This is a genomic window from Klebsiella michiganensis (assembly GCA_000963575.1).
Lineage (GTDB): Bacteria > Pseudomonadota > Gammaproteobacteria > Enterobacterales > Enterobacteriaceae > Cedecea > Cedecea michiganensis_A.
This window is the reverse complement of sequence record CP011077.1, coordinates 2,295,426-2,319,527: the sequence shown is the minus strand read 5'-3', so window position 1 is coordinate 2,319,527 and position 24,102 is coordinate 2,295,426. Positions and strand designations below refer to the sequence as shown.

The 24,102-nt window shown below is 49.6% G+C and carries 17 protein-coding genes and 1 pseudogene; 10 read left to right on the top strand and 8 right to left on the bottom strand.

Annotation, left to right across the window (positions count from 1 at the left end):
• The first annotated feature begins 14 nt into the window (after positions 1 to 14).
• Both VW41_10930 and VW41_10925 read left to right on the top strand, forming a co-directional pair.
• Entirely contained in the window at positions 15 to 2,513 is a 2,499-nt protein-coding gene (locus tag VW41_10930; protein ID AJZ89510.1) for a hypothetical protein, read from the top strand.
• A gap of 467 nt (positions 2,514 to 2,980) precedes the next feature.
• Positions 2,981 to 3,253: pseudogene (locus tag VW41_10925) on the top strand (hypothetical protein).
• Positions 3,254 to 4,105: 852 nt separating this feature from the next.
• Here the strand turns inward: VW41_10925 and VW41_10920 are convergent.
• On the bottom strand, positions 4,106 to 5,512 hold the full coding sequence (locus tag VW41_10920; GenBank protein AJZ89509.1) for a histidine kinase: 1,407 nt from the start codon (positions 5,510 to 5,512) through the stop codon (positions 4,106 to 4,108).
• Entirely contained in the window at positions 5,499 to 6,194 is a 696-nt protein-coding gene (locus VW41_10915) for a transcriptional regulator (GenBank protein AJZ89508.1), read from the bottom strand. The genes VW41_10920 and VW41_10915 overlap by 14 nt, the downstream gene beginning before the upstream one ends.
• A gap of 276 nt (positions 6,195 to 6,470) precedes the next feature.
• Between VW41_10915 and VW41_10910 the strand changes: the two genes are divergently transcribed.
• Together VW41_10910 and VW41_10905 are read left to right on the top strand one after the other, a co-directional pair.
• The gene (locus VW41_10910) at positions 6,471 to 7,688 is read left to right on the top strand and encodes a hemolysin D (GenBank protein AJZ89507.1); all 1,218 of its coding nucleotides are present in this window, start codon (positions 6,471 to 6,473) and stop codon (positions 7,686 to 7,688) included.
• A complete protein-coding gene (locus VW41_10905) occupies positions 7,681 to 10,824 on the top strand; it encodes a multidrug transporter (protein AJZ89506.1) in 3,144 nt (1,047 codons plus the stop codon). Before VW41_10910 ends, VW41_10905 begins: the two co-directional genes overlap by 8 nt.
• 154 nt (positions 10,825 to 10,978) lie before the next feature.
• Here VW41_10905 and VW41_10900 read toward each other — a convergent pair whose 3' ends face one another.
• Both VW41_10900 and VW41_10895 read right to left on the bottom strand, forming a co-directional pair.
• Complete coding sequence (locus VW41_10900) at positions 10,979 to 11,863, bottom strand: dienelactone hydrolase (GenBank protein ID AJZ89505.1); 885 nt, start codon at positions 11,861 to 11,863, stop codon at positions 10,979 to 10,981.
• Positions 11,864 to 12,211: 348 nt separating this feature from the next.
• On the bottom strand, positions 12,212 to 13,132 hold the full coding sequence (locus VW41_10895; GenBank protein ID AJZ89504.1) for a LysR family transcriptional regulator: 921 nt from the start codon (positions 13,130 to 13,132) through the stop codon (positions 12,212 to 12,214).
• A gap of 126 nt (positions 13,133 to 13,258) precedes the next feature.
• Here VW41_10895 and VW41_10890 point away from each other — a divergent pair, with 126 nt between their 5' ends.
• On the top strand, positions 13,259 to 13,522 hold the full coding sequence (locus VW41_10890; protein AJZ89503.1) for a hypothetical protein: 264 nt from the start codon (positions 13,259 to 13,261) through the stop codon (positions 13,520 to 13,522).
• 378 nt (positions 13,523 to 13,900) lie between these two features.
• Positions 13,901 to 14,560, top strand: a complete 660-nt coding sequence (locus VW41_10885) for a membrane protein (GenBank protein AJZ89502.1) — start codon at positions 13,901 to 13,903, stop codon at positions 14,558 to 14,560.
• Between the two features lie 239 nt (positions 14,561 to 14,799).
• On the opposite strand, the gene VW41_10880 is transcribed toward VW41_10885, so the two are convergent.
• Entirely contained in the window at positions 14,800 to 15,708 is a 909-nt protein-coding gene (locus tag VW41_10880; GenBank protein AJZ89501.1) for a hypothetical protein, read from the bottom strand.
• Positions 15,709 to 16,059: 351 nt separating this feature from the next.
• Between VW41_10880 and VW41_10875 the strand changes: the two genes are divergently transcribed.
• Both VW41_10875 and VW41_10870 read left to right on the top strand, forming a co-directional pair.
• Positions 16,060 to 17,457: an FAD-dependent oxidoreductase gene (locus VW41_10875; protein AJZ89500.1), complete on the top strand. Its 1,398-nt coding sequence runs from the start codon at positions 16,060 to 16,062 to the stop codon at positions 17,455 to 17,457.
• Complete coding sequence (locus VW41_10870; protein AJZ89499.1) at positions 17,454 to 18,671, top strand: pyridine nucleotide-disulfide oxidoreductase; 1,218 nt, start codon at positions 17,454 to 17,456, stop codon at positions 18,669 to 18,671. Before VW41_10875 ends, VW41_10870 begins: the two co-directional genes overlap by 4 nt.
• Positions 18,672 to 18,759: 88 nt before the next feature.
• Here VW41_10870 and VW41_10865 read toward each other — a convergent pair whose 3' ends face one another.
• From VW41_10865 to VW41_10855, 3 genes are read right to left on the bottom strand one after another with little or no spacing between them, the layout of a single operon-like run.
• Positions 18,760 to 19,116: a hypothetical protein gene (locus VW41_10865; protein ID AJZ89498.1), complete on the bottom strand. Its 357-nt coding sequence runs from the start codon at positions 19,114 to 19,116 to the stop codon at positions 18,760 to 18,762.
• Between the two features lie 56 nt (positions 19,117 to 19,172).
• Positions 19,173 to 20,423, bottom strand: a complete 1,251-nt coding sequence (locus VW41_10860; GenBank protein ID AJZ89497.1) for an ethanolamine utilization protein EutH — start codon at positions 20,421 to 20,423, stop codon at positions 19,173 to 19,175.
• Positions 20,424 to 20,435: 12 nt separating this feature from the next.
• On the bottom strand, positions 20,436 to 21,887 hold the full coding sequence (locus VW41_10855; protein AJZ89496.1) for a glycerol kinase: 1,452 nt from the start codon (positions 21,885 to 21,887) through the stop codon (positions 20,436 to 20,438).
• Positions 21,888 to 22,247: 360 nt separating this feature from the next.
• On the opposite strand from VW41_10855, the gene VW41_10850 reads away from it, so the two are divergent.
• Together VW41_10850 and VW41_10845 are read left to right on the top strand one after the other, a co-directional pair.
• Entirely contained in the window at positions 22,248 to 23,015 is a 768-nt protein-coding gene (locus VW41_10850; GenBank protein ID AJZ89495.1) for a DeoR faimly transcriptional regulator, read from the top strand.
• A 37-nt stretch (positions 23,016 to 23,052) separates the two neighbouring features.
• Positions 23,053 to 24,063, top strand: coding sequence for a membrane protein (locus VW41_10845; protein AJZ89494.1), 1,011 nt, complete (start codon positions 23,053 to 23,055; stop codon positions 24,061 to 24,063).
• The last annotated feature ends 39 nt before the right edge of the window (positions 24,064 to 24,102 follow it).

Here is a 24,102-nt window from a genome sequence, read left to right as displayed (position 1 = left end):
GAACAGGTTAGACCATGAAGAAAAATTTAAAGAATACCTCTATTTGCATGATTTCATTGCCATTGCTATATACCACTCAGGCATTTTCTGCCGAAACTGAAGATCTTCACTCGTTGGGTGTCATCGATGTTACGGCAACTGCTGACAGTAAGAAATTAGACAAAAGTAAAGTTGAAGATACCTACTACTCCCCTCTTACGTCGACATTCCTGGGTAAGACTGAAGTCGACAGATTTAAGGGAACGAGAAACTCGGATATATTCAATCAAATAACAGGCGTTCAGATAAATAACCCGGCAAATGAGGCCGGAGCGCTCGATATCGGTATCCGCGGAATGCAAGGAAATGGCCGGGTGCCTATCGTTATCGATGATGCGGTACAGTCGACAATGACCGAGCGTGGATATCAGGGAAGTTCTGACAGAACCTACATTGATATGGATTTGATCCGGAGTGTGCAGGTAGACAAAGGACCCGCAATTGGCGCTGACACTGCCGGCGCCACCGGTGGTCGAGTTGAAATGCGTACAATTAATGCGGATGATATTATCCCGGACAAAGAAAGCTTCGGTATAAATCTCAACATTGGTACATACAACAATAATAAAAAACCGAACCGGTTTGGTGATGCCAGGGAACAATTGCAGTACCCCTTGAAGCGTCGCCAGAGTGCGACCGATTTTCGTAATGGATTTTATACGGTTGCCATGGCCGGTCGTAACGATCGCGGCAGTTTGCTTATGGCATATACGGAACGCGACACAGGAAACTATTTTGCCGGCAAACGGAATGCGCGACGATATGACTCTGGAACTAAATTTGACCAGGTTACTCGTCCCGGACAGGAAGTGGCCAACACAAGCAATTACAATAGCTCATTTCTTGCAAAAGCCACGTTGAATGCCGATGAAAATAATAGCCTGCTGGTTACTTATCGACACCATAAACAGAAGGCTGGGGAAATTTTATCTGCCTATTTGACCAAGGAAAAAAATGAAGCTGGTGATGATATCCAGGCGCAGTGGAGTCTTGGAACTGCTGAGCTTGATGCGGTCAGCGTCTCGCACCGATTCAATCCGATAGAAAATCCCTGGTTTGATTTAAAGTCTGTACTCTTTTATACCGAACTAAAAACCGAGCAGCACAACGGTTTTAACGGGCGTGGCCAGTACGGCGATCAATACTGGAATTCATTGAGAGATCGGCGACTTGGTTTAAACGTAACAAATACATCGCTATTACCGGCCGTACCCGTAATGGGCGATATGCAGTTAAGCTACGGTGCGTCTCTTGAAAAACAGCTTATAGACCCACGAGTGACACGGCGAAGCAGCGGCTCATCAAATCCTGACGGCAACAGAAAAAGCAGCAGTCTGTTTGCCAATATCAGCGCAGAGCCTTTCAGTTGGGTCACCGCCAGCGCAGGTATCAGGAAAACAGTAGTAAATCTCCATAGCAACCAACAAATAGAATACAAGAAAGATATTTTTGACAACCCTGAAAATCGCGGTGGTGGATGGCGTAGCTACTTAAATCAATATGGACTGCCAACTTATTGCCCTACGTTTGTTAATGGTAAATATTTCATTGCCGACGCAAACAATCCAGATGAAGTAAAAAAACATTGTTTATACACCCGCCAGGAGATTGTCACAGGACAGAGCAAAAAAGATTTCCGCTATGCCCTGCGGCCTGACTTCACAGCCAGTCTAACTTTTCATATCACCCCGGAGCTGGATGTATTTACCAGCTATGCCAATGTCAATCGGGCACCCAGTGCTTACGAACAGATAAGCCAGGGCAGCACAATGAGTAGCGCCAGCTACATGGGGCAATCCGTTGTGAACTCGGAAAATACACAAAATATAGAAGCTGGCCTGGCGGCCAGATATCAAGATGCCATTACCTCTGGAGATAAATTTAATTTCCGCATATCTAAATTTTATAATAAAAACAAGAATTACATTGCACCAGCTGCAAGATGGGATGGACTGTATGCCTTTGTGAACTATGACAGTTTCTCAACTCAGGGAACAGAGGTGCAGATTGATTACGACACAGGCAAATTCTATACATCGGCAGGCCTGACCAGGTTTGACAAACAGACCGTCTGTTCAAAATTGATGGCTGGCAATGCAAGCGAGTGCAACTCCGTCGGCTTTTCGATGGGCGGGATCAGCACAAGATTACAGCCAAAGGATAACCTGGTAGTGACGGCTGGTTACCGTTTTCTGGAGGATAACAGCCTCGATCTGGGGATGCGTTACCGCTATCACAGCAGAAAACAAAATCCCGAGAATTGGCTGTCGGGTACGGCTGCACAGCAAATCATGGAGCATGCCGATGCTAATCAGTTCATCGACATTTATGCGAGCTATAAGGTCAATAATAACCTCACCGTGCAGGCTGGAATAGATAACCTGACCGATCAATATGCTATTGCACCAGGTGCGGCAGTATGGATACCGGAACCAGGCCGAACCTGGCGCCTCACGATTAACACCAAATTTTAACAATACAAAATGACACACGCTCAGGATATTTCGCTCACGTGAGTAATATAAGAAACCTGACTGCCGCTGCATTGTCAGCGGCGTTTCATATAATATTAATTTCTCAACTGGTGGCTATGGAAAGCATCCCTAAATATCCGCTGTCTCACAGTGAAGGAGAAAAGTCTATTATCTCCGTCGAAATGATTATTGCCAGCATGCCAGCTGAAACCAGCGCCGAACCGGAAAAAGAGGAAACACCTGTCAGATTGATTACCAATAAAAATGCGCTGATTAAACAACCAAAAGTATCATCGTCACGGCAGACAGGAAAATCAGCGTCAACTAAAACCCAACGCGCATTGGGCAAGAAGCAAATGACACTCAAAAATATTCTCCCTCCCTCTTTGACCACTGATCCATTTAACAGCCATGAAGGGAGGCGTCAAGCGTTACGACAGGAGGGAACAAATAATGGAGACATCACCAGTAAAAGCACCTATCTTTCGCGGCTAAGAGCAAAAATTGAAAATAATAAGCGCTATCCAACGAACGGTCGAAACAAACAGGGCGTCAGCATCGTGTCCTTCAGGCTGTCAGACAATGGCCAGATCCATAGCGTAACACTCTTAAAGTCTTCCGGATATTCGATACTGGACAACGCCGCAATTATGGCCGTTGGCCAAACCAGCATGGCTGAGGCTCCCCCACCCGAAGTCCCAAGGGTAATGAGTGTCTCAGTATATTTCACTGTTCATTAAGATACTGTGCACCACGGAGAGGCCGCCGGAAATAAGACACATCACCTCAAATAAATTATGTTGATTGAAATCTACCCGACAGCGCTGGCGTCACCTTTACCTCTCAGGGGCTAAAACCATATAAGCGATATGTTTTAGCCCCCTCATCTCCATCAGCGGTATATTATCGCACTACCGCGCCAGTGGCTGGAGTCGCCCGGGTTATCAATGCCGACGATTCGAATATGGCTTGCACCCGCATTAGCTGCTTTATCTTTCAAAGCGAGAACCGCTGAGGATGGGCCTCCTCTTACTCCTGATATAGAAACTGCCCCTATTCTTTGCAAATTAACAGCCTGCTCACTGTTAATTTTCTGCACCGTTGATGGCGATGCCGCGTAGGTAGTGACGGAAAAAATCGCGAGGGTGATTGCTGTAAAATAAGATATCTTTTTCATAAAGCACTCCGAATTTAACTGGAATAGCTGCGTTTCACAGTTACAATCACTCAGACCATCAACCCTCTGAGGGAATATCTTGCGAAACATTTAGCACCACCGATTTAAAGTGCTACCTTTGCATTATGATTGAAATAATGCAAAGTAATGAAACCTGATGTAATTAATTTAAATGCAATGAATTTATATTTCACCGAATGTAGAGGTGGCCTGCTTAAACTTAAGTTTTTGTAGTCGCTTCGCATTGAAGTTCATATTAACCAGCTGGCATTCGACTCTTCACGTAGTATACCAGCAAAAAAAACAACAGAAACACCACCAATAACGGCATTGATTATAAAAATAACAACCAGGTTAAATAAAGCAGAGAGGGCTCATGGTAAATGAAAAGGTGTTTTCTTTCGGGAACAGGCGGTTAGTCTATGGATGGCGGTGGGCTCATTAATGAAAAGCCAAAAGTATTAAAGCCATTTTCGCTGTGAGCAAAAACGTTCCCTCTGTGCATCAGGGCGATGGCTCGCACGATAGAAAGTCCTAAGCCATGATGCATGTTACTCTGCCCTCGAGAGGAATCTATCCGATAAAAGCGTTCGAATAATCTTGAGAGATGCTCGGGCGCAATTTCTTCGCCAGAATTTGTCACTTCTACTCGAATGACATCCTGCGATTTTTCTAATCTCACGCAAACTATTGTATCAGGCAAAGCATAGCGGGCACTGTTCTCCAGTAAATTAGCAAGCGCACGATGGAACAATCGTCTATCCACATATGCCTGAATATCACCGATGATTTCCAGCGTTATATTATTTTCAATAAATAAAGGCTCAACATATTCAGCGGTTTTTAACGCTTCTTCGCGTAACAGGATGTCGCTAAGGACCGTTGAGTATTGACCTGCCTGTGCATAAGATAAAAACAACATATCATTGACAATTGATGTCATGCGTTCAAGCTCCTCCAGATTAGACTGAAGCAAATCCTTCAGCTCACAAACGCTGCGATCGCGAGCCAGCCCATGTTGCGTCTGAACAATCAGATTGGTTAAAGGCGTTCGCAGCTCGTGAGCGACGTCAGCATTAAAACTCTCTAACTGCCCCCAGGCTACTTCCTGCCGGGCAAGTACGCCATTAAATGAGTTAGCCAGGTTGTGTAATTCCGGCGGTAAAGACGCATTGTCAAGCCGCTGGCTTAGATGACCAGGAACCAAATGGTGGGCTTGTTCACTCAGACTAACTACCGGTCGCAGACCAATACGTGAAATACAATACCCAAGGTATGAGGCCAGTAAAATGGCGACGACTGAGATCAAAAGCAGTACTTGAGTGAACTCCGACAGGGTATTCATATAGGGTGTGGAATCTATCGCCACCACATACCGTACAGATGGCCGCTCACCGAGTGGAGGCAGCGTCGAAATGAGTAAGTAAATCGGTGAGTCGGACAGCGGATTTGGCATAGTTGAAAAGCCATCAGCGGAGACAATTGGTCTAAAGCCCGCGGGCAGTGGTGGGATGCTATAGCGCGGGTCGCGACTTATTATCCAGTGATTTACCATTCCACCTTCGCTGCTGGATATGTTATTGAGTTTTTGCTGTACCGCTGACCAGTTCGATGAGGTGCCTTTGTCTGTGATAAAGGGGGAAATCAGTGAGTGGCGGAGCTGAAGTTCCTTTTGCATCTGATTTTGCAATGAAGTGAGCAACGCGTTATGCATGACCAACGCCAGCATTAACATGAGCATAGCCATGATGAGCGCGAACATCAGTGCCATACGTGTTGAGATAGAGATTTTTATGCGGGCTGCAGCCCTATTGCTGACCATCGCCAGGCATCCGTTTTTCAAGCACATATCCCATGCCACGTACCGTATGCAGCAATTTTTGGGGATAAGGCGCGTCAATTTTGGCCCGTAATCTTTTTACCGCCACCTCTACCACATTGGCATCACTTTCAAAGTTCATGTCCCACACCTGTTCAGCTATCATCATTTTCGACAAAATCTCGCCCTGATGACGAGCCAACAGGCTAAGCAACGAAAACTCTTTAGCAGTCAAGTCTATACGTTCGTTCCCTCTGACCACCCTACGCGCCAGCAGGTCAACCTGTAAATCGTCAATCTGTAAATGGGTAATATCCGCCCCATCGCTGCTTCGGCGGCGCACCAGAGCTTGAATGCGTGCAACCAGTTCTATCAGTGAGAAAGGTTTAGGCAAGTAGTCATCAGCCCCACTCCTCAGGCCTTTGACTCGCTCATCTACAGACCCACGAGCCGACAGCATCAGCACCGGCGTTTTTTTACAGGCCCGCAGGCTTTCCAGGACTGCGTAGCCATCCTTACCGGGTAACATCACATCCAGAATCACCGCATCGTAGTCCTGGTGTACGGACAGATGCAGCCCTTCTATTCCATCGCCAGCAACGTCAACTGTGTAGCCAAGTTCACTTAACGCGCTGTTGATGTATGAGGATGTTTTGATTTCGTCCTCTATCAGCAGTAATCGCACGGCTTTTCCTATTCCTATATTAAAAATTCATGACATGAGCCTGCCTACAAGATAGCAACGAGCCTTATCCGCCAGTGTAGATCATCCATTGGGTCAGTTTGCTTACAGCAAACTGATATTTTTGTCAGCAAGCCCGCGGTTAACCATAAATCAACGCTGGCTGACAGAAATGTTATTCGCAGGTCATGTTGAGGTCAGTTAACGGTACGTAGAGTAAAAATCAGGTTGCACTGTGGTTTGCCGCCAGTCACACGGCATGTAAAAGGAAACCTGTTCATGAATGTCAAAAAAACCTTTCTGTTCATCGCTGTCATTTTTCTCACTCTTGCGGCCTGTCTGTTTCTGTGGTTTGAGCAAGCTGCCGAAAAACCTGAATCCAGGGAGCTACCGCAGAGATCAAGAGTAAGGGTGGTTACTTTGAATAACCAGCCTATTACGTTGACCCGGGAACTGCCCGGGCGTGCCACAGCCTTTCGTAATGCCGAGGTGCGGCCGCAGGTAGGAGGAATTGTGCAGAAACGGTTGTTTACTGAAGGTCAGGAGGTGAAAGCGCAGCAACCCCTGTACCAGATTGATCCGGTACTCTATCAGACCGAATATAACCGCAGTGATGCTGCCCTGGCTCGCGCCAATGCACAGTTGAGAGTTGCCACCTTGCTGATACAGCGTTATCGCCCCCTCGTAGACACTCGTGTTATAAGCCAACAGACCTATGATGACGCCGTTGCCGCTCAGCAGCAGGCGAATGCAGATGTGCTGGTTGCAAAAGCGAATCTCGATACTGCCAGTATTAATCTGGTTTACACCAGGGTGCTGTCGCCAATTGACGGGGTGATTGGACGTTCAGCGGTGACGGAAGGAGCTCTTGTCACCGCGCAGCAGGCGAGCGCGATTGCATCCGTGCAACAGATTGACCCCATTTATGTTGATATCACACAGCCCACCGCTCAGCTTTTACGTTTGAAAGATGCATTTAACCGTGGGGCACTAACGGCAGGCGACGCGTCGCAATCTGCCATTGTCACCTTAATGCTTGAAGATGGCTCCCGGTATGCCCATCCAGGAAAATTGCAATTTTCTGATATTTCGGTCGACCACTCCACCGGCTCGGTGATTTTGCGCGCAATATTTCCCAATCCAGATCGGCAATTACTTCCAGGCATGTTCGTACGGGCGCACCTGATGGATGGAATGGCTGCGTCGAATGGCTTGCTGGTACCACAGCGAGGGGTGACCCGAAACACACAGGGTAAAGCGACGGCCCTGGTTGTTGAATCAACAGGGAAAGTCGAATTGCGTGAAGTCGTAACCGAGAGGGCTCTGGGAGACCAGTGGCTGATATCAACCGGTTTGTCGGCCGGCGATCGCGTGATTGTTGAAGGGGGGCAGACGGTGCGTCCGGGGATGCAGGTCATCGCGGCGGAATGGCCCTCTGCCGCCAGAACTGACGATGGAAAATCCACAGTTCAGATTAAGGAGCCGGCCAATGGCTAATTTCTTTATTGACCGGCCTGTTTTCGCCTGGGTACTGGCGATTACCATGATGCTTTGCGGCCTGATATCCATCCTTAACCTGCCGTTAGCCCAGTATCCAGCCATTGCCCCACCCTCCATCAGAATTCAGCTCACCTACCCTGGCGCGTCAGCCAAAACGGTACAAGACAGTGTGGTCCAGGTGATTGAGCAGCAGATGAACGGCCTGGACCAGCTGCAATATATCTCCTCAGAGAGCAACTCCGACGGCAGCATGAGCATTGCGCTCACTTTCGCCCAGGGCACCAATGCCGATACCGCTCAGGTACAGGTACAAAATAAGCTGGCACTGGCACAGCCACTTTTGCCTCAAGAGGTGCAACAGCAAGGGATTCGCGTAACCAAAGCGTCGGCAAGTTTTATGATGATGGAGGCATTTATCTCGACTGACGGCAGCATGACGCGACAAGATTTGGCAGACTATGTTGCCTCTTATGTACAGGATCCCCTTAGCCGTACTTCCGGAGTGGGCGAACTTCAGTTATTTGGGGCACCTTATGCAATGCGTATTTGGCTGGATCCCGCAGCCCTGATGAACTATGGGCTCACGGCCATTGATGTCAGCAACGCTATTCAGGAACAAAACGTACAGGTATCGTCCGGGCAATTAGGTGAACAGCCCGCGCTTGCAGGCCAGGAACTGAATGCCACGATGATTGGCCCTTCACGCCTGCAAACACCGGAACAGTTTGGTCAGATTTTGTTAAAAGCTAACCCGAATGGATCTCAAGTCAGGCTGGGGGATGTGGCGCGTATTGAGCTGGGGGCACAGAACTATTCTATAGACAGTTACTATAACGGCGCTCCGGCGGCAGGATTGGGCATTCGCCTGGCGCCTAACGCAAACGCACTGGAAACAGCGAAAGCAGTGAGAGCCACGCTGGATGAGTTAAAGCCTTTTTTTCCTCCAGGAATGGAAGTGGTAAACGTCTATGACACGGCGCCATTTGTAAGTCAGTCAATTCTAAACGTGGTGCGTACGCTTATTGAGGCCATTATTCTGGTATTTGCTGTTATGTATCTGTTTTTGCAAAACCTTCGGGCAACGCTAATCCCCACGCTTGCGGTACCTGTTGTACTGCTCGGTACATTTGGCGTACTTGCCGCATTCGGTTATTCAATAAATACGCTGACCATGTTTGGAATGGTATTAGCTATTGGATTACTGGTAGATGATGCCATCGTGGTGGTGGAAAATGTTGAACGAATAATGCATGAAGAAGGGCTGTCGCCCCGCCAGGCTACCCGTAAATCCATGCAGCAGATCACTGGCGCACTGTTGGGCATCGCTATGGTACTGACGGCAGTATTTATTCCCATGGCGTTTTTTAGCGGGTCAAGCGGGGTTATATACCGTCAATTCTCCATAACGATTATTTCTTCAATGGTGTTGTCCGTCATCGTGGCCGTCGTTTTTACACCTGCCCTGTGCGCGACACTACTCAAACCTGTCAAGACTGAATATCACTCTGAACGTAGAGGTTTCTTCGCCTGGTTTAATCACCAGATGGCCTGGGCAAATCAAAGCTATGTCACCTCAGTAATACGGGGGCTCACCCGGCCGCGAAGGCTGATGATCATTTACCTGATCATTGCTGTTGTTACTGGTTGGTTATTCACGCGGATTCCAACTTCATTTCTGCCACAGGAAGATCAGGGGATATTATTTGCGCAGCTACAGGCTCCTCCGGGGGCGACAGGCGAACGCATACGAAATACGTTGCACGACGCTACAGATTATCTTCTCAAGCTAGAAGGAGAAAGCGTGAGCTCCGTATATTCTATTTCTGGTTTAAATTTTGGAGGGCGCGGACAGAATGTCGGAACGCTATTTATCGGGCTGCATGACTGGGCACAGCGACAGCGCCCCGATCAGAATGCTGAGTCAATCGCCGTTCGCCTGAATGCTATTTTCGGCAGTGAATTCCGGGATACCAATACAAATGTGGTGCTGCCTCCGTCGGTGCGTGAGCTGGGTAATGTGTCAGGTTTCAATTTACAGCTAATGGATCGTGGCGGGATTGGCTATGCAAATCTGCTTGAGGCCCGCAACGCGTTCCTGCTAGCTGCAGGACAAAGCCCTTTATTAAATCGGGTGCGCGCCAACGGAATTGAGGATGCCCCTCAGTATGAGCTGATTATTGACCGCGAGAAAGCGCGCGCGTTGAGCGTATCAATTGGTGACATAAACCGTACACTTTCGCTGGCCTGGGGAGCGGGTTATATAAATGATTTTATCGATCGCGAGCGAGTGAAGCGCGTATATATTCAGGGTGAAGCATCATCTCGTATGCTGCCACAGGATTTAGATAAGTGGTTTGTACGGAATGCCTCAGACACGATGGTCCCTTTCTCCGCCTTCTCCAGCGCAAAATGGAGCTACGGCCCACAAAAGCTCAACCGCTATAATGGTGTGCAATCATTTAATCTTCAAGGTGCACCGGCACAGGGATTCAGCACCGGACAGGCGATGGCCGAAATTGAACGCATTGCCGTTAACTTGCCGCCAGGGGTGGGGTTTAACTGGACCGGGATGTCATTTGAGGAGCGTTTATCCGGTTCTCAGGTTCCAGCGCTTTACGCAATCTCGCTGATAGTGGTGTTTCTGTGTCTGGCAGCGCTTTATGAAAGCTGGAGCATTCCCAGCGCGGTGATGCTGGTGATTCCGCTCGGTGTTATGGGCGCAGTGGTTGCGACATTACTCCGAGGGCTTCCCAACGATGTTTATTTTCAGGTGGGGCTGCTGACGACGGTTGGACTGGCGGCTAAAAATGCCATTTTGATCGTGGAATTCGCAAAGGCGCATTTTGAAGCGGGCTCCACTCCGGTCGATGCGGTAGTCAATGCCGCCAAACAGAGGTTACGGCCAATCCTGATGACATCGCTGGCCTTCATTCTTGGCGTTGTGCCATTAGTCGTGGCCAGCGGGGCTGGCTCAGGCAGTCAGAATGCTATTGGCACCGTAGTCATGGGCGGGATGCTGACCAGCACATTTCTGGCCATTTTCTTTGTCCCCTCGTTCTTCGTCATTATGCTGCGATTGTTCCGTGTTCAGCGACGCAGCGAACGTATGAAAAACGAGCAAACCGTACACTAATGCTAATGCCGATTAATGAGGACTCACTACCGTCAAGGTAATGAGTCCTCTGGTAGGTAAATTTTCAAAAATAAATATAAGAATATTTAAATTAAATTTCTTCTTTCAGCCTGGTGTTAGCCCATGAAGTTATGTACATAAAAAATTGAGTGCGTTAGCTCAGATATTTTTCAAACCAGCTTAGCGTTCTCTGCCACGCCAGGTCTGCTGAGCGCTCATCATATCGTGGGGTTGAATCATTGTGAAACCCATGATTTACGCCTGGGTAAATATATGCTTCAAACACCTTGTTATTTGATTTAAGAGCCGCTTCATAGACTGGCCAGCCCTCGTTGATACTTTGATCATATTCGGCGAGATGAATAAGCAATGGAGCATTAATTTTCGGCACGTCTATCGCGGGAGGATGTCGGCCGTAAAAAGGTACGGCGCACGCTAATTCAGGATAGGCAATAGCGGCGGCATTAGACACTCCGCCTCCGTAGCAAAACCCGGTAATACCGACCTTTCCATTTGTCTCATCGGACTTCTGCATAAATTCAATAGCCGCAAAAAAATCATTCATTAATTTTTGGGGATCGACAGTCTGCTGAAGTACTCTGCCCTCATCATCATTACCGGGATAACCCCCCACCGAACTTAAACCGTCCGGGGCCAGAGCAATGTAGCCTGCCTTAGCTACTCGTCGCGCGACGTCTTCAATGTAAGGATTTAGCCCACGGTTTTCATGTATCACAACGACTGCGGGAACTTTACCGGTAATCTTCGTCGGTTTAACCAGGTATCCACGGACTTGTCCATGACCATTTACCGAGGGGTATGAAATGTATTCTGCAAATATGTCAGGATCTGTGAATTTTACCTTTTCTGCTAGCGCATAGTTTGGTTTAAGCATATTGAAGAGCATTATCGCCGTGACTCCCCCCACAGTATACTTAGCTGCGAGGGCCAGAAACTCACGTTTACTTATTTTTCCATGTGCATAGTAATCATAGTACTCGATTAGTTCTTGTGGGAAATCTTTGGCAGTTAGTCGCATGTCGAGTTACCTCCTGAGTTTTAATTCTATAAATCACAAGCGGGATTATTAATTCATGCTTTAAAAACGCTGTCAGAATAACTTAACAATATGATCTGTAACTATATTGATTTTTACTTAAACACTATCCCTTCAAGGCCATCTCATTTACTGCTTGTTTTCCAGAAACGCAATCAAACTATAAACAAACATTTGAAATTAATTGAAACCATGCGTAAATAATATTAAAGATTGTGGATAAATATGGAGAATATTGAATTTATTTAATTCATGAATCTATCCGGAAGTTAGTTGCCCCTTGTATTTAATATGTTCTTTTAAAACAAAAGGATATTTAGATAACTGCAGCTATGAATCCATCCGCTCACGCATAGCCCCTTCCAGAAATTCAATAAAGGCTCTTACTTTGGAAGTAAGGGCGGATCGTTCATTTACGCAGGCATAAATATTCATCGGGTCAGGCTCAGCGTAGCTCTCATCGCTTCGCTCTGTACAGAACAGCGGGATTAGCTGGCCATTGTCTATCAGCGGCTGGGCAATAAAGCTTGCAAGACGGGCGATGCCGCCGCCCTCCTCTGCTATTTTTTTAATAATATCAATATCATCACTTACAAAAGCCGGGTTGAGTTTAACGTTAACCAGTTGGCCATTAACCCTAAATGTCCAGGGCAAAAAACGCCCATCCGTGGGGTAGCGGAACACCAGACAGGCATGCTGGCTGAGCGCTTCAGGCGTCTGAGGGATGCCTGCGCGAGCCAGATAAGCGGGTGACGCACAAAATATAAAGGGTAATGAGGCAATTTTTCTGGCGATCAGTTGATCGTTGAGCTGCGCCTCAATACGGATACTCACGTCCACACCTTCCAGCCGGTGGTCAACGTTGCGGTCGGTGCTAATGAGTTCGACCTCAATATCAGGGAAAGTCCTTTTAAACGCTGGCATAAGGGGAGCAATCACGTAGCGGCCAAACGCCGCTGTAGTCGCGATGCAAAGCGGGCCTTGTGGCTGACTGTCATTCGAAACGGCCTGAGAAGCAAGGTCGATATCATATGGAATATGACGAACCTTCTCGAAATAGCGTTTACCATTCTCAGTTAGTGTCATGCTCCGGGTGGTACGCGACAGCAGCCGTACCCCCAAATGCGTTTCAAGCCGGGACAAACTTTGGCTAACCGCTGCCGGGCTCATACCCTTAACCCGGGCTGCTGCGGCAATACTGCCGTTCTCTACTACGCGGATAAAATTCTCGATCAGCCCTAGCATATCCATACGATTTCCACCGACCGATTCGTTGATTTTAGTTAACAATGATTAAATCACCACCGCCCTACCACTCTTGTCATTCGCTAGTTAGGTTAGCCGCTGATTTCCACCCTTGCTAAACAGGATAACTCAATGTCGAATGCTGTCATCAGAAAAAACAAACGATTCCGCTTTCCCCCGCGCACTTCACCCTATGTTTTTTCTCTTTATATGGCGACCATCATGGCCTTTCTGATGAGCCTGGTCATTACCCTGGCTGAATTCGGAATGGGGCCTCATTACATGGAAAATGTGATGAATGCTTATCAAGTTGCTATGCCGGCGGCCTTCGTCTGTATCCTCGTCGTACGCCCGCTTGTTACCCGCTTAGTGGGATTGACGGTTCACGTTCACTGATTCAGTCATATTGCCCGCCGAATCGTTTTATGTGCCGTTAAATAGAGATGTTTAACGGCGCACAATGCCTCAGAAACCATGCTGAATCACATCCTTAGAGCCACCTCCGTTTACAGTTAAGCTCCCCAACTTTCGGCCAATCAATCACCCATAAGCGTGCTCGCGGCATAGATAACAACGCAACGATATGATTATAAAGAAATTACCCTATTATTCGCACGCTACGTGAATTCTGAGATTTTGGCAGCATCTGAGTGCGTCAAAATTCACGTACGGCGAGCAGCCAATATTCAAAAAATCGCCACTGCAGGCCAGCATGCCTTTCGCTTTAGCCTCGTCTACAGTTAACTTATCCACCCCTCGTCGAATCAATTACCCATGAGATTTTCGCTACGGACCCACCTGTTCGCCCGCCTGCGGCTATTGGTTTCAGTTGCCGCCGGTATCCTCTGTTATTACCTATTGCCCGCTCATCTCGGCACGCTGCAGCGGCTGTTGATCGGCTGGAATGTTTTGGCCTGGCTTTACCTGACGTTTATCTGGTTTCGCATGCTGCGAACGGAAGTCTGCAACATCCCGCGAATAGCCAGGGTACAGGATCAAAGCGCAGCGCTGGTACTGAGCCTGGTTATCTTTGCCTGTATGGCCAGCCTTGTGGCCATCCTGAGTGAACTGCCGTCGCTACGTTCCCTTTCAGGCACTCCGCTTGTGCTGCACATCGTTCTGACAGCATTGACGCTCCTGGCTTCCTGGACACTACTGCCCAGCTCTTTTGCCATGCACTACGCGCATCAGCACTATTTGCATCTCAGCCAGAACGTCACGCCGATGATTTTTCCTGAAAAACCAAAAGCCCCAGGATATTGGGATTTCCTTTATTACTCTTTCACCATAGCCGTTGCCGCACAAACGGCGGATGTGGCAACGGGTACAACCGGCATGCGCAAAATAACCCTGCTGCAGTCAATTATTTCGTTTATCTTCAACCTGGCGATTTTGGGACTGTCCGTCAACGTGGGGGCTGGATTGCTGAGTTAGCAAGTATGAGATTTGAGCTGGCCCAAACAAAATAGACTATAATTTAACCAGCGATGCCCCGCGTAAAGGTGGAACACGATGCCGAATCCATTTGATGCCTGCATGTCTATCGTGCTGATTCTTGGCGCATTACATGAAATGGGATTAATTCCCTGGTAATGTTTTCCCGGTGCTTAGCCTGGACGCACTAACCACCGGGAACAACCGCTTATTGGCCTGATTTATCAAATCTCAGGTGATTAATCTTTGTTCTCTCTGGCAGCGGCCAGTGCTTTCCCTACCGTTCTGGCAAATCCACGTCCTGCCAACCCATCCGGGTCCATATCTGGGTTATAAATGGTCAACTGAAGCCCAATCGCTTTAGGGGAACTCATCGCCACCCGAATAATGGTGGCAAGGTCATCCCACATAAAACCATCCGGTTGCGGAGCATCGCACGCCCACATAATGCTCTGATCCAGGCAATCGGCATCGATGTGGATCCAGTATCCTTCCGGTCCATCCTCTCTGGTTAAAAAGGCCACGGCATCTTCCGCAGCCGTTTCTGTTCCCAGTATCCTTACCTGATTACGGTTCAGCGCCATCATACTTTCAGGCAGGACTTCGCAGCGGTTATGCACCTGCGTTGCGCCATCGCGATAGCCAAAGACCGCAACGTCCTCATCCCGAACCAGGGGTCTCAGCCCTTCTATGTTGGAGACGATGTCCGGCCCGCGTCCGGTAATAAAGTAGAGATCGCTGGCGGAAGCTGCACCAAGAATAGGGTTGAGATCCGGGCGATAAAAATCGGTATGGCCATCAACGTAAAAAATCCCGTAACGGCCACGGCGGCGCAGTGCCAATAAATTGCCAAGAATAATGGAGCAATCTCCGCCTATCACTACGGGAAAATCTCCCGCCTCGATCGCCTGGCCGACGGCATCTGCAAGCTGGACTGAGTACTGGTTAATTTCCGTGGGGTTCATCATTTGAGTTTCAGCATCTCGTTCCGCACGCCAGCGCGGACTCTCTACGCGCGTGACCGTCTTCGCGCCGATCAAATCAGTGAAACCATTTTGTCGGAATGAATCCGGCATTTTTGCGACGCCGAGATGCGTAGGGATATGTCCGAGCACGGACGGTGCTTCAATAATTGTGTAACTGCGCATACTTATCTGCCTCTCATTGAATGTGGGTTTGTTGATGAGATTTGATCTAAAAACCACAAATTACAACATGAAATTAACATTCAATTGCTAAAGCGTGACGCCACTCATGTTTGGCATTCTCCCCTTATCTCCTGAAATAACCACATCAAAAGCCACACAACAGAAACAACTTTACACTCAGTCACCAAACTCACTGAAAATCAATATTTTCTCATCATGACAATACATTAACATCGATATCAATGATGCTTTTCATGGCAAACACGATGTGATCAATGCGTGGCAATAACGTTGTTATCATGTGGTTTTTGTGATTATATGTTGTCAGAACCTGAAGGCGGGAACTTATAAATGACAGAGTTACTTGAAGATGTGGATGTGGTTGTCATCGGCGGGGGTGTAGTCGGCTGTGCCGTCTTCCGCCGCTTTACTTTGCTGGGCGCACGCACGCTTTTGCTCGAAAAAGGGGAAGATATCCTCTCCGGGGCCAGCAAGGCTAATAGCGCAATATTACACACGGGTTTTGATGCGCCCGGGGAAAGCCTGGAGCTTAAATGCATACAGGATGGCTACGCGGAGTATCTGGAGATTCATAAAAAAATGAATCTTCCCCTGTTGAAAACGACGGCGATTGTGGTTGCCTGGACACAGGAGCAGCTTGAGGCATTACCGGGCATCGTGCAGCAGGCTCATCAAAACGGCGTCAAAGACGTAGAACAGATTTCCGCCGATGAGATTTACCGCCGCGAGCCGAATCTGGCTTCCGGGGCACTTGGCGGCGTTTATGTTCCCGGGGAGTACGTCATCGATCCCTGGAGCGCCCCGCTCGCCTATGTCACCCAGGCCGTGATGCACGGCGGGAAGTACCATTTCGATTGTGAGGTACAAAACGCCGTTCAGGAGCAAGAGGGTTGGCTGCTGGACACCACTAAAGGGCCAGTGAAAAGCCGGCTGGTCATTAATTGCGCAGGGAATCACGGCGATCTGGTTGATGGCCTGTGGCGCACCCCAGAGTTTGAGATCCATCCGCGTAAAGGGCAGTTTTTGGTGTTCGATAAAGCCGCCGCCTCGCGTATTAATGCCATCATTCTCCCGGTGCCAACGGCAACCACAAAAGGCGTGCTGCTGTGCCGAACCATCTTTGGCAACATGATCCTTGGCCCAACCGCAGAAGAACAGCAGGATCGAAACCGGGCCGATGTCGATGAAGCCGTGATGAAAGGTTTAATAGAAAAAGGCCGCCAGATGCTGCCTGAGCTAACGAACTACTCAGTAACGGCGACCTATGCTGGATTACGCCCCGCAACGGAGAAAAAAGAGTACCGTCTTTTTCACTATCCGGAACATCGCTGGATAACCGTGGGCGGGATCCGCTCCACCGGCCTGACCGCCGCGCTGGGTATCGCGTCATGGGTTGAACGGTTGTACCTGGAAAACTTCCCTGTCTTGTTCCCGTTGAACCCTGCGGCAGAATTAAAATGGCCCACCATGCCGATGCTTTCTGAGTATGAGCCACGAGATTACGCCTGTGCCGGTAACGGCGGCATTGTCTGCCACTGTGAACTGGTTACCCGGCGTGAACTTGAAGCCGCATTTGATTCGGCGGTACCGCCGGAGTGCATCGGGGGATTACGCCGCCGAACCAGAGTCATGATGGGGCGCTGCAACGGTTTCTTCTGCAGTAATCATGTCGCTGAAATCGTCGGCGAACGTCTGAATAATTCTTTGGTTGTCGGGAAGGTCGAATGAGTACGCCTTATGAGGTCATTATTATTGGGGCTGGCCCTTCCGGGCTGGGAGCCGCTCGCGCTTTATTAGAGAAAGGGATCAAAAATGTTTTACTGCTCGAAAGAGAGAATGAAGCCGGAGGCGTCCCCAGACACTGTCGGCACCCTACTTTCGGCCTTCAGACCTTCCACCGTCCCATGAGTGGCCACCGCTGGGCGGAGAAAATTCACCGGATGATTGCCGGTAAATATGAAATTCGTACCAGCACCACCGTTATCGGCATAAAACCCGGGGGCGAAGTCATCGTCACCTCTGACCTGGGCCTTGAAACGCTGCGCGCCGGCCGAGTTATCATTGCGACCGGCGTCAGGGAAACGCCACGTCATCCACGTCTTATCAGCGGCTTAAGACCGCAAGGTATTCTCACCGCAGGTGCCCTGCAGCAGTTTATCTATCTGCGTAAGCTGAAACCCGGTAACCGCCCGGTGATTGTCGGATCGGAACTGGTTAGTTTTTCCACCATCTGGACGCTGCGCAACGCGGGAATCAAGGCCCTGGCTCTGCTTGACGAGAACCGACGTCCCCTGGCCTTCAGACCCAGCGTGCTCTTCGCTTATTTGTTAGGGGTTAAGCTGCATCTTGGCGCTCATATCACCAACATTAACGGTACTGAACGTGTTGAAGGCGTAGAGTTTACCGACGCTCAGGGCCAGTCGCACAGCCTGGCCTGCGATAGCGTCATTTTTACCGGGCGTTTTACCGGCGAATATACGCTGATCCGCAGCAGCCATCTCGCCCACCAGCCGGAAAGTGGACGCCCGATATTCGATCAGTTTGGCCGCTGTTCCGATCCATGTTATTACGCGGTCGGAAACATGACTCATCCGGCGGATATGGGCGACCAATGCTATCAGGAAGGCCAGCTCGTGGGCTATTCCGTCGCACGTTCGCTGCAGGTAGAAACGCCACAAAGCTTCGCCGTTCCCGTTCTGCTGGAAGATACCTTCCATATTGCCGCACCTAACACCATTACCTGCGGCAGCGGAAAGACCGGCCGTGTGACGCTAAATGTTCGTGTCAATACTGCGCATACCGGGGATATTGTGGTCAGCGACGGGCAACGCGAGCTTTATCGTAAAAAGCATCGCTGCCTGCCGGAACGCAGGATCTTGCTGAAGGATATAGAGGTTTCAGGTTTAAGCCCGTCGAGCCGTCTGACGGTAAAAGCGGGCTAACGCCCAGGCGCAGTAAAACCGTGGGGCTCCGGCCCCTTTTTTGCAGCCGCTAGTTTATATAAAAAGGCGCTTTCCGCGCCTTAATCCGTTATTCAAATTCCTGTTCAATCTCAGACCAGAGACTTACCCGCTGGCCTCTGCCCCGGTAAAATTCAATTTCACGTTTGATCCCCGCACTTTTATCCCACCCCTCAAGGTCAAGAATAATCAGCTCTTCCATCATGTCCAGAAACACGGCGTCTATCGGGGCCCACATTTTCCCGATATTCGCTTTCTCGGTCTTTTTCAGCATTTGATTTATCGGGTGAGACATAGTGACCTGGCTAAAGACAGCCTGGCCTGACTCAACAATTTTTGCGGCAACTGTATTGCATGCCAGATAGCGCTGTTGAACCACGCTTTCATCAGGATGGCTATATGGACAGGCGAGAAAAATTTTACGCATTGTGACCTCCAGGTCATAAAAAAAGCGCGACAAACTGCGCCGCGCCGGGGGAAGAATTACTGAGTTCGTTGGGGTGTCATGCCGGTTTCAGGAGAGGACTCGCCCGCACTCTGGGCGTCTTTTTGTTCCATACGCTGGGCTTCCGGTACCGAGATAAAGATGGCAATAGCGACCGCTATCGCGCCGGCGAGAAACTTACCGGCCATGATGGGCAGAACAAGCGTTGGCTGAAAATTAGCGGTAAAAGCAAGATGATCGCCAAGCGTTGCCTGCGCGCAAATACCAAACGCCACGCACAGCACCTTGTCACGGGCGCGCATCGAGGCAAACAGATGAAACACAGCAATAATATTAGCCAGCACCATCACCATGCCTAAGGCGCCTGTATCGCTCAGCTTCAATCGGCGACCAATAAACTTCATCGGCCGCTGGCAATACTTCTGGAACAGGTAGCAAATCGGAAACGTACCGGCCAGCATAATGCCGATATATCCGGCAATCTCGATAGCGCGATACAGCTCTTTTTCATCGGCAAACAGTGGGTCAAAGATCCAGTGTCCAAACAATGTGGTAAACAGCCCGGTGAAGTGTTGAATAATGCAGGCAGCCAGCCCAAGTTTGATAAACGCATCCATCACTTTCCCAAACAGCAGGAAGGCATTCACCATCAAATCGGTGCGGTACTTCAGCCCGAGCGCGAGCAGAAAACAAAATGCAAACAGCGGCGAAAGCAGATGCAACGCGTTGACGAAGTCGATGCTTAGATAATGATTAGCCGCCGATGAGGTAGAAATTATCTCTCGCACCGGAATATTGTTCAGCGTAATGAGCATCAGCGATATCAGCACGCCAAAGGGAATACTGATCAGCCCGGCCATTGCCCCAAGGGCCAGATACTTGTGATCTTTCTTTTGCAACATCACCAGGCCGACGGGAATGAGATAAACAATACTCGCTCCTGAGGTATACCCAATGAGCATGGCGGTTATCCACTGGTCACGATTCGCAGCAATCACATCTGCCAGCTGGTACCCGCCCATATCCACGGCAATAACCGACAGCGCGGCGATTGACACGTCAGACCCCATCGACTCAAACAGCGGCCCGATGGTATGCGTAATGGCGTATGAAATTATAGGGATCGCCGCCATAATCCCGGCCTGGGCAAGAAATACCGGTCCAATAGCGTGAATACCGTTCACAAACTCTTTGCCAAGGCCGCTTTCCGGCTTGACGACGGACGCCATAGCACCAAGCAGCGTGCCCGCCATAATGATATAGATGATGATATTGCCAATCTCAGACATAACGGCCTCTTATTATTTTTCACAGCGCAGGTTGCGTGAACGGGCAATGATCTCCCGGTACCGCTCGAAATAAGACGAAAAGTCCCGGTTCTCTGGCTCAATCACCGAGTGCTGATTTCTCACCTTCAGCGGATGCTCATTGCCTAATCCCTTACGGGCCAGCATGGCTACGCCCTGAGCGGTGATTTCACGGTTAGAAGGCGAGACAATTTGCTTTTGGATAAGGGTGGACAGGAACTGCGTGAAGTAGCGGTTAGAGGAGAGACCACCGTCCACTGAAATGGTGTCACCTACAGGGCGAACCCTGGCCATGGCATTGATAACTTCGGCCGAGCGCACCGCAATCCCTTCGAGGATCGACTGCAGCATGTCTTTACGCTCCGTTTCAAGGGATAAGCCGGCCCATAGCCCCGCCGCAGAGCGATCCCAGTGCGGGCAGCCGAGGCCTGAAAGTGCCGGCACAAAAGCAAGCCCACGGGCAATCGCGGGTTCATTTGGGAAGTCAGAGAAATCTTCCAGCTCGGTAAACAAGCCAATTTTTCCGGCCCAGTTGACCGCAGATGCCGCGTTGTATACTCCACCGTCAAGGCCATAAACCGGTTTTTCACCGGGAAGCTTCCAGCAAAGCGTGGGCAACAGCCCGGAACCGTGCGCATCCGGAACATCAGTTCCGGCAATCGACTGTAAAAATGCTCCGGTGCCAAAGGTGATTTTCATCTGCCCTGGCTCAACACAGCCGTGCCCGTAGGTGCCGGCAAACTGATCGACAATGCAGGCTGTAAGGGGTGTTGTGGTGGTATTGCCCTCCGAGCGCACGTCACCGAAGTGACCGGTGTTGTGACGCACTTCCGGAAGCGCTTCAATGGGCACACCAAAAATTCGACACAGCTCCTCATCCCACTGAAGCGTGTGAATGTTGAATAAAGAAGTACGGGATGCAGAGTTATAATCCGTCGCGTGAACACCACACAGATGGAACATGAAAAATGCGTCCATGGTGCCCAGCCGCAATGTGCCCTTGCGCAACAGTTCACGCGCGCCCGCCACATTATTCATCACCCAGCCCATCTTACTGGCCGAGAAATAGGTGTCTAACGGCAAGCCTGCCCTGGCCCGGACAACCTCCTCTATTCCCTCCGCCCGCAGTTTTTGGATCACGGACTCGGTACGCTGATCCTGCCAGATAATGGCATTGCACAGCGGCAGGCCCGTTTGCGCATCCCAGGCAACAATGCTTTCCCCCTGATGTGCCAGGCCGATAGCATCAACCACACCGCAGTGGTTCAGACAATTACGGATATTACGCAAAATCTCCATTGCGTCGTGTTCAACCCAGCCCGGATTGGGCGTAAGTTGTTTGTGGGCAACAGCCGCAGGTGAAAAGTGTTTTCCATCCTCGCTGAACACCACCACGCGTGTTCCAGTCGTTCCCTGATCAATAGCTGCATAGCGTTGGTTTAGCATATGACCCTCGATGCCGTTGTTACTTTTATGTTGTTAATTGGTGTTTTTTGTTTATTTGGCATTAAATAAACACATAAAAGCAACACCAATAACACATCATAGCGTGTAAACGTGATGCATCTCATACTTTGTTGTTATGTCTGTGTGGGTTTGGTGTTGTTTTAGGAAATCTGGCCGTAAGAACAGCTCGAAGAGGATTAACAGAGAAACGTAATTTAACTAGTTATTTCATGTGGATGTATTAAAGTTTTCGACTGAGTGGCTCTTTCGAACGGTATAAATCGTGATGTGGATATCCCTTGTCCGGGTTTTGACGAATGCGTACTATAGCGTTCAATGCTATGGCAACCGGAACGTAATATGGACCACTCTAACGGCTCTGAAAGAAGGAACGTTATCCTTGAAAAACTGAGGGAAACGGGCCAGGTTTTTGTTAACGATCTTGCTGAATACTTTAATGTTTCTCAGGAAACCATCCGGCGTGACTTTAATAAACTCGAAGAACTGAGGTTTATAAAAAAAGTTCACGGCGGCGCCGTCAGCGCACAATTCGGCTTTGAGCTTGAATTTAATGCGCGAGCAAAGCTTGCAGAAGATGAGAAAAAATCTATCGCGGCCCGGGCGGCAGAACTCGTCAAACCCGGCGACTCGCTGTTTATTGATTTTGGCACCACGACCATGGAGCTCGCCCGCAAGCTTAGCGAAATCAATGACCTTACGGTGATAACCAACTCACCGGTCATCGCCAACCTGTTTCATGACAACAGCTCCATCGAACTTATTTTAATCGGGGGCCAGTTCGGCGCTTCCAGAATGGAATGCGTCGGAGCCATTGCCCTGCAATCCATAAGCGCTTTTTATGCTGACTACGCTTTTATCGGCGCGGGGGCGGTAAGTCCGGATGCGGGCGTCATGGATCAAAACCTGGACGAAGCCGCCATTGCCCGGCAGATGATTAAACACAGTAACAAGGCCGTTGTTTTGGCGGATGGCCACAAGGTGAATAACCGCGCCACTGCGGTTGTTGCCGACTGGAAAGAGATTACCTGGCTCATTACCACCGATCCCGACAACAAGCTAAAGCAGCTGGCTTTCCCCAAAAACGTCAATGTTATCGTCGCCGGGTAGTCAGACCCGCCATCTCCCACGGTGCTTCAGGAAAACCATGAACTCAACGCTACAGACTTTTGTTGGCAGCTTGCTTCAGGACGAGAAAACGCTTGTCGCCTCTTACGATCTTGAGTCATTGTCGCCGGCGCAGAGAAACGACCTGCGGCTTAAGGCGCTGAATCAGCCGGGGATTTACAACTACGCCTTACAGCCCTTTTCTCTCGACTTTAGCGAGATCCAGCGGCTCTGTATTATTAACGGCATGGGCGTCACGCTGGGAGATTCGCTGATCGGCATTGCGGCGTTGCAGGCCATTAAAGTCATCAACCCCAAGCTTCACCTGACGGTGCTGCGCCCTCACACCTGCCTGGGCTATGTGGAAGAAATTTATCGGCTCGCGGGTAACGTGATCGATGAACTGCATTTTATGCCTCAGGAACTGGCTTCATTTCAGGGATATGATGCGCTGATTGACGCCGGGAACCAGCTCTTCCGGGAGGATTTCGCCACCCTGGAAATGCACGATTTCTTCTTACGCCACCTTGGCATTGCCCCCGAGTCTGTACCCGAAGATATAAAAACAAATCGCTGGCTTCGGGACGGCATGCCGGAGCAAGCTCCCCTTCTGGAAGGCCGTTACGTACTGTTCAATCATCGCGCCAGCACGCCGCTTCGCGACATCCCGCCGGCCGTGCTCGTTGAATTTGTCGCGCATATCTATCGGCAGCATGGCCTGCCCGTTGCAGGATTTGGACAAATAGATCACCCGCAGTTCATCGATCTGTCTTCTCATTCCCGTACAACCCGCGACTTTATCGCCATTATTCGCCACGCCAGGAAAGTCTATACCTGTGATTCGTCGGCTCTGCATATTGCCGCCGCCTTTGAGGTGCCTACGACGGCATATTTTAACGCCATCAAGCCGGCGCTGCGGGCAGCTTATTACCCGCAGTGTAAAAGTATAGACATGAGCACCGCGCGGTCTGTACTGCTGCACCAAAGTGAAGACAGCGAATTGCTGAAAGAAATTGAGGATAATTATTGGCGTTATCTGGCCGCTTTATAGCGCCAGAAAACTGGCCGTAGCATGACGGCCAGTCCCGCT